The organism is Comamonas sp. 14P8.1.4, assembly GCF_057799285.1.
In genome coordinates this window covers 1-7,133 of sequence record NZ_JBYOKN010000022.1, presented here as the reverse complement: position 1 = coordinate 7,133, position 7,133 = coordinate 1, and the positions used below count along the sequence as shown (strand labels likewise).

General features: G+C 56.0%; 6 protein-coding genes. 1 reads left to right on the top strand and 5 read right to left on the bottom strand.

Features of this window, described 5'->3' with window-relative positions; genetic code table 11:
- The 5 genes from AC27VO_RS16405 to AC27VO_RS16385 are packed head-to-tail and all read right to left on the bottom strand — an operon-like array spanning position 1 to position 5,880.
- Positions 1-912 carry a LysR substrate-binding domain-containing protein gene (locus tag AC27VO_RS16405; protein ID WP_488667790.1) on the bottom strand — a complete coding sequence of 304 codons (912 nt, stop codon included), beginning with the start codon at positions 910-912 and terminating at the stop codon, positions 1-3.
- Between the two features lie 49 nt (positions 913-961).
- Positions 962-1,603, bottom strand: a complete 642-nt coding sequence (locus AC27VO_RS16400; RefSeq protein WP_488667789.1) for an alpha/beta fold hydrolase — start codon at positions 1,601-1,603, stop codon at positions 962-964.
- Positions 1,604-1,618: 15 nt separating this feature from the next.
- A complete protein-coding gene (locus tag AC27VO_RS16395) occupies positions 1,619-3,709 on the bottom strand; it encodes an acetate--CoA ligase family protein (RefSeq protein WP_488667788.1) in 2,091 nt (696 codons plus the stop codon).
- A 3-nt stretch (positions 3,710-3,712) separates the two neighbouring features.
- Positions 3,713-4,684 carry a Bug family tripartite tricarboxylate transporter substrate binding protein gene (locus AC27VO_RS16390; RefSeq protein WP_488667787.1) on the bottom strand — a complete coding sequence of 324 codons (972 nt, stop codon included), beginning with the start codon at positions 4,682-4,684 and terminating at the stop codon, positions 3,713-3,715.
- Between the two features lie 41 nt (positions 4,685-4,725).
- On the bottom strand, positions 4,726-5,880 hold the full coding sequence (locus tag AC27VO_RS16385; RefSeq protein ID WP_488667786.1) for an acyl-CoA dehydrogenase family protein: 1,155 nt from the start codon (positions 5,878-5,880) through the stop codon (positions 4,726-4,728).
- Between the two features lie 304 nt (positions 5,881-6,184).
- Between AC27VO_RS16385 and AC27VO_RS16380 the strand changes: the two genes are divergently transcribed.
- The coding region (locus AC27VO_RS16380) for an enoyl-CoA hydratase-related protein (protein ID WP_488667785.1) at positions 6,185-7,133 on the top strand (949 nt) is incomplete at its 3' end.

Here is a 7,133-nt window from a genome sequence, read left to right as displayed (position 1 = left end):
TTATGTGGCAGTGGGGGTCAACAGCGCGAGTTGTGCCTGGATCCAGCTTCTGAACAAGTCCACCTTGCGTGAATGGCGCTGTAGCTGAGGACGTACCAGGTAGTACGAGTGTCCTGTTTTGACGGGCAAATGAAAGGGGGTCACTAGCTTGCCCTGCTTGATGTCATCGACCAGCAAGGTGGTCTGCCCTATGGCGATGCCAAGGCTGTCCGCTGCGGCCTGCCACGTCAGAATGGAACTGCTAAAGCGCATGCGCTCGGTACGTTCAATTTCTTCGCTGTAGCGGCACAGCCGTGCCCACGTGCCCCAGTCGTCGGGGCGAAAGTGGGAAACCAGCAAGCGGGCGCGCAAAAGCGCCTGCGGATAGCGTGGGTCTGGTGCAAACTGCTTGAAGAAATCGGGAGAGCAGACGGGCTCAATCACATCTTCAAATAAGAAGTCACTGTCTTGCCCTGCCCAGGCGCCATTACCTATTTGAATCGCCAAGTCTACGTTGTCGCGATCAAAATCGACGGCCTTGACGGAGTTGGTGATCTTGACGGTAATTTCTGGATACCGTGCATTGAAGTCGGAGAGTCTGGGGATCAACCATTTGGCCGCGAAAGTCGTGTAAGTCTGTACCCGTAGCGTGTTGTCGGAGCCAGAGCGCATGAGATCCGTGGTGGCCTTGGACAAGGCGTCAAACGCCGGAATGACAGCTTCTGCGTAGCGCAGACCAGATTGCGTGAGGCTGATGCCATGCCTTTCGCGGCGGAAAAGCTCTACGCCCAAATAGGTTTGCAAGACATTCAGCTGCTTGCTGACCGCCGACTGGCTGATGTGAAGTTCCTGCGCGGCCTTGGTTAAGTTCTGCGTTCTGACAACAGCGTCAAAAACCCTCAGGGGATTCAAAGGTGGCAGCTTCTTACTCATACGGCTATTTTAGAGAGTCAACGTATGGATGATATGTAGGTCGCCAGCATCAATCATGCGACTGCAGCCAACGCAGAATAATTTGACCCATGGTTGCTCTATCGGAGCAAGTTGGGACAACCATCCACTCATGCTGTTCATTGCCCTGCGACAGAGCAATGGCGGTATCGGTCGGGTCTGGCTCGTTGGGCGTTTGCGGCCAGATCGTCAGAATGGGGGCATTCAGCGCTGTCCACGGCCTGTTGGTTGAAAAAAAGTCTGTGCTTGGTATGGCTGAAGGTGGCGTACAGCCATGTCCCGCAGCATTCAGCAATACCAAGCCAGACAATTGGGGCCATTGCACTGCCAGCTCACAGGCTAGCGCACAGCCCCAGTGCAGCCCTAATACATATAAAGGCTGCTTTGGGAAACGTGCATTGAGGTCGGCGTGCAAAGCACGGGCAAGCAAGCAAGTGTCATCAGCGATGTCCGCTTTGAAGTGCGGTGTGAGCACTTCAAAGTATTGGGTCCAATGTGCGAGGGTGGGCATCCAGTCTTCACTGCCGGCATGCGTGCCCAGCAGCAGTATGGTCGCTCGCCCTTGCCCCGACACATGCCAGTTGGTAGTCGCAGTGGCGTAAGAAAAACCCTGAGAATCAGGCAGTGCCTGTGCGCAAAGAGATGGTTGCGGTGGCGCTGCCTGTTTTCGCATGCTTGCCTTATCCACTTAACGTGGTTGCATGACCAGTGCGTCCACTGCCAGCACACCTTCGCCCTCAGGCATCACCATCAGAGGGTTCACTTCAGCTTCGACCACTGCAAGGTCGTTTCGCACGGCCAGCTGGGACAGGTTGGAGATGGCGACTGCCAGTGCCTCAAGATCACCTTTGGCCTTGCCGCGCAGACCTGCAACGGTTTGCAGCATCTTGACTTCTGCAATCATTTCTTTGGCTGTGGCCACGCTCACAGGAGCCAGTCGAATGCTGCGGTCACGCATCACCTCGGCCCAGATGCCGCCAGCAGCGAGCATGATGATGGGGCCTGCATCAGGGTCAATACGGTAGCCCACCAGTACTTCGGTCAGCCCCTTGCGCATGGGTTGTACCAGCACCTGGTCGCACGGTACGCCCGGTGCGCGTGCTTGCAAGTTACTGCGCAAGGTTGCGAAAGCGGTCGCCAGCTCTTCTTCATTGCGGATACCCAGCACGACACCACCCACCTCTGTTTTATGGGGAATGTGCTCAGAACAAACTTTAGCCACGACGGGGAAGTCAAACGGTAAATTACCGGGCTGTGTGGTGCTGAGTGCGAATGTGGCCGATGCCGCATGGGGCACGTGCAAGGCGTCCAGTAAATCGTAGGCTTGCGCTTCATTCAGGGCGCGGGCGTCGTGGGTGGTCGTTGCTTTGACGGAGGCAGGCTGGCTCAGCGCACGTCGTGCAAACACCGAAGCGATGGCGTCGGCACAGCTCTCCGGAGTGCGGAAGCAAGGGATTCCCGCCAGTGTCAGCTGCGACAGTGCATCAGGCGCATCGGGCACCAGCATGGTGACCAGTGGCTTGGTGTGACCGGCACTGTCCATGATGGGCTTGACGGCCAAATCCGGGTTAAAGCGAGCGGACGAGCCCACAACGGCAATGACCATGTCAAATTCCGGCGCGTTCAGCAGAATGTCCAGCGCCTTCATCATGACTTCGTATTTGGTGCCAGCCAGTGTCAAGTCAAGTACACGGCCTGCATTGCCAGGAATATCTGCGGCCTGCAGTTTGGCAATCGTTTCGGCGGACGGAGGCTGTACGGTAACACCGCGCACGCCCAGCTGGTCCACCACCATGGCAGCTCCACCGCCTGTGGTGGTCACGACGGCTACGCGTTGTCCAGCCGTTGCTTGCATGGGGATTTTCTTGGCCAGAGGGAATATTTCAAACAAAGTTTCCAGCATTTCGACCCGCGCGACGCCCAGATCCTTGAGGAAGGCATCGGCAATATCGTCTTCGCCAGCCAAAGCGCCGGTGTGGGTGGCAGCCATTTCGGCTGCAGCGCTGGATCGGCCCAGTTTGTAAGCAATTACTGGTTTGCCGCGTTTCGCGGCTTCGCGTGCAAATGCTTGCAATGCGTCGCCGTGGCGCAGGCTTTCTAGGAACAGTACATAGCCTTCAATGGAAGGATCATCCAGTGTGGCAGCGCAGATTTCACCTACGCTCAGATCTACTTCACTGCCAACAGACACCAGACCAGCAAAGCCGACCCCGCGCGCCTTGCCGCGCGAGACCAGTGCGCCAATCATGCTACCGCTGTGCGAAGCGACGAACACCTTGCCCTTGGGAACATCAGGCTCTGCAAAAGCAGCATTGGCTGTCAGTACCAAGCCATTGTTTGGATTCACTACGCCAAGGCTGCTGGGGCCCAGAATGCGCAGGCCAGAGGAGGCGGCAATCGCACGCAGCTGGTTTTCACGCTCGACCCCTTCAGGGCCGGATTCTGAAAAACCACTGGCCAAAATGGTGACCAGCTTGACACCAAGCTGTGCACATTCCTTGACGGTGTCCACGACGGTGTCTGTGGGGGATAACACAAAGACATGCTCAGGCACTTCAGGCAAGGCTGACAAGCTGGGCCATGCCTTTTCGCCTTGTACTTCGGTGCGGCGAGGGTTGATGGGGTAGATGGTGCCTTGGTAACCCGAGCGGCGCAGAAACAATTGGGGGCGGCCGCCGGTTTTCTTGGCATCGTCCGATGCACCAACCAAGGCGATGCTCTTGGGGTAGAGCAGGGCTTGGCAGATCTCGCTGGAGGATGTCTCTGTGTTCATCAGCATGGTTTACTTCTCTACATTGAATTTCTTGAACTGCTCAGCCCAGTGCGCCACTTCGGCGTTCAACTCGGCTTTGAACTGCTCAGGGGTATTGCCAATCAGGACGGCACCTTGAGGAATCAGTACCTTCTTGAATTCCTCGCTCTTGACGGCTTTCGCTACCACTGCAGCCAGCTTGTCGATGATGGCTTTGGGCGTGCCTGCAGGCGCAAACAAGGCATTCCAGGAGTCAGATTTCATCTCGGGAATTCCCAGCTCCGCAAAGGTCGGCACATTGGGCAGGCCAGGCAGGCGCTGAGGGCCAGCGACTGCCAGCGGGCGGATCTTGCCGGCTTCCATGTGTGACATGGCGCCGGTCGACGTCAGGAAGGCAGAGTCCACAACACCACCGATCAGGTCATTCAGCACCCCTGAGCTGCCGGCATAAGGAACATGCAGCATTTGCATGCCCGTCAACTGCTCCAGACGCAAGGTGGCCATGTGGGGTGTGCCACCAGCACCTGTGGTTGCATAGGACAATTTGCCAGGAGACTTCTTGGCCAAAGTCTCAAATTCCTTGAAGGTCTTTGCGGGGAAATTGTTGTTGACCGTCCAGACGCTGGGTGCAGAGGACACCTTGGACACCGGCTCAAAACTCTTGATGGGGTCAAATTTCTGTTTGGGAAACACAAATTTGTTCATTGCCAAAGGCACGGCGGCTATCAGCAAGGTGTGCCCATCAGGAGGGGCTACTGCCACCATTTCGGATGCAATATTGCTGGTAGCGCCAGGGCGGTTCTCCACAATAAATGCGCCTTTGAGTTCATCTTGCAGCGCTTTAGCCACCAAACGGGCGACCACATCGGTGGGGCCTCCAGCTTGAAAGCCAACAATGATCTTGACGGGTTTGGAAGGATAGTGGTCCTGTGCCCATGCGTGGGGCACTGCAGCGGTCAAAGCAGCTGCTGTCATCACACTTAGAAGGGTGCGTTTTTTCATGAATGTCTCCCTGGAATCGGTTCTTGTGGATACCCGGTTTCTTATTTCTTGGCTGCGCGTTGCGAGAAGCTGCGCTCAAACACACCTTCTGCGATACGGTTTTTGAGCATTTCGATGGAGCCGCCAGCAATCATCCAGCCACGGGTGCGACGGACACAGTACTCAATCAATGCCTCTTGGCTAAAGCCCATGCCGCCCATGACTTGCATGGCTTCATTGGAGACTTCCCAGCCTGCCAGATTGCAGGCCAGTTTGGCCATGGCAGTGCTTTGTGCGCTGGGCAGTCCGTTCTCTCCCTCCAGGGCTGCCTTGTACAGCAGCATTTGGGCTTGCTCTAGCTTCATCCACATTTCTGCGAACTTCCACTGAATACCTTGGAATTCACACAATTCGCGACCGAATTGTTTGCGTGTGAGTGCGTGCTCGCGCGCATGGTTGAAGGCATAACGACCAAGCGCCAGTGCACGCGAGGCATTACCCAGACGCTCCACGTTGAAGCCAGAAATCTGTTTCTTGAAACCACCTTCGCCCAACAGCAAGTTGGCCTTGGGAATGCGGCAGTTTTCGAAATACAGCTGCGACCACTGCTCGCCGTTCATGAAGTTCGAAGGATTGCCCACCGTAAAGCCAGGCGCGCCTTTTTCCACCAGTACCGAGCCAATGCCATCCAGACCGGGGCCGAAGCGCACGTAGATCAGGAACAGCTCTGCTTCTGGGCTGTGTGTGGAGAACACCTTGCTGCCATTGATAACAATCTCGTCACCTTCGATCACAGCACTGGTTTTCAGCTCGGTCACCGCAGAGCCTGCGTCAGGTTCACTCATGCCCAGTGAAATGAGTTTTCTTCCTGAGAGCAGGTCAGGTAGGAAACGCTGCTTTTGCTCTGCTGTTGCGTACTCCACAAAAGTGCGGATGGGGCCGAAGTTGCCTGCTTGCACCAGGTCGGCACTCTTAGGGCAAGCCAGTGCTACTTGTTGAATTGCCAGCACGGCATGCATGAGCGTGCCGCCTTGGCCGCCGTCTTCTTCCGGGAAGGCAATGCCCATCAGGCCTTGCTCGGAAACCAGCTTCGCAGCATCCCAAGGGCAACCAGGTTGATGCGCACGTTCCAACGCGCCGGGTGCCAGCTTGTCGAGCGCAAAGCGGGCCACGCTATCAGCAAATGATTGGTGTTCTTCGGAGAGTTGGAAGTCCATGAGTGTTCCTGTGCATGAAATAAAGATGCATGAATCATGGCTTTTCTATCGCTGAATAGATGTTCCTGTTTGGCTTTTAGATATGACTTTTTGTTGTTGTATGTGGATTCTTGTTCTCCCTGTAAAGCGGTGCAGCTGGGCATCATTACTTCCAATTCATGTCTTTTGCGTGCTCTTATTTTTGAATGGTTATGTATAGCTGTGCCAGCTTGTAAGTCATGACATATGGCTGACAGGTGGATGTGCACCAACGTAGCAAGGCACCCGGACATGTGAGCTTTATCGTTTTAAGGAGACACAGAGCATGTCATCAGGATCCATGGTGCGTACTGAGCGCCAAAACGACGTATTGGTCGTCTGGATTGATAACCCCCCCATCAATGCGGGAGCCTTGGGTGTACGCCAGGGGGTACTGCAAGCGATTTCAGAGCTGCAGCAAGATGATGCGCTGATGGCTGCAGTGCTGATGGGAGCTGGCAACACGTTCATTGCAGGCTCTGACTTACGGGAGTTTGGTCAGCCTTTGGAAGAGCCGCAATTGCCCGTGGTGATTGCAGCTATTGAAAACTGCAGCAAACCTGTCGTCGCAGCATTGCACGGTGCGGCATTGGGCGGAGGTTTTGAACTGTCGCTGGCGTGTGATGCCCGCGTGGCGCTGCTGGGTACACGCGTAGGTTTACCTGAAATCACGCTGGGCATGATTCCGGGTGCTGGCGGCACACAGCGGGTGCCACGCCGCACGGGCTTGCTCAAAGGTCTGGATCTCGTGTGTAGTGGAGAACGATTGACGGCAGAGCAAGCGCACACACTGCGTCTGGTAGATGCCGTGGTACCTGCAGATTTGCTTGCGCATGCAGTGGCTTATGCACGCCAATTGCAGGGTCGCAAGCAGCGCATCCGTGATGAGCGAGTGGATACCGTAGACAAAAACGTTTGGGAGACACAGGCGCAACAGTGGCTACGCAAGGGCAAACATCGCCCCAACTATGCGGCGGCCGTTGACGCCGTGCATGCCTGTGTCACCTTGCCCATCGATGAAGCATTGACACAAGAGCGTGCACAGTTTCAGCGCTTGCGCGTTGAGCGTGATGCGTTTGCACTGCGTCACCAGTTTTTCGCAGAGCGTCAAACCACGAAGCTGTCGGCTGAGTGGAATGTGGAGCCACGTGCTTTCAAGCACATCGCGGTGATTGGTGCAGGCACCATGGGCACAGGCATCGCCATCAGTGCCCTGGATGCAGGCCTGAACGTGC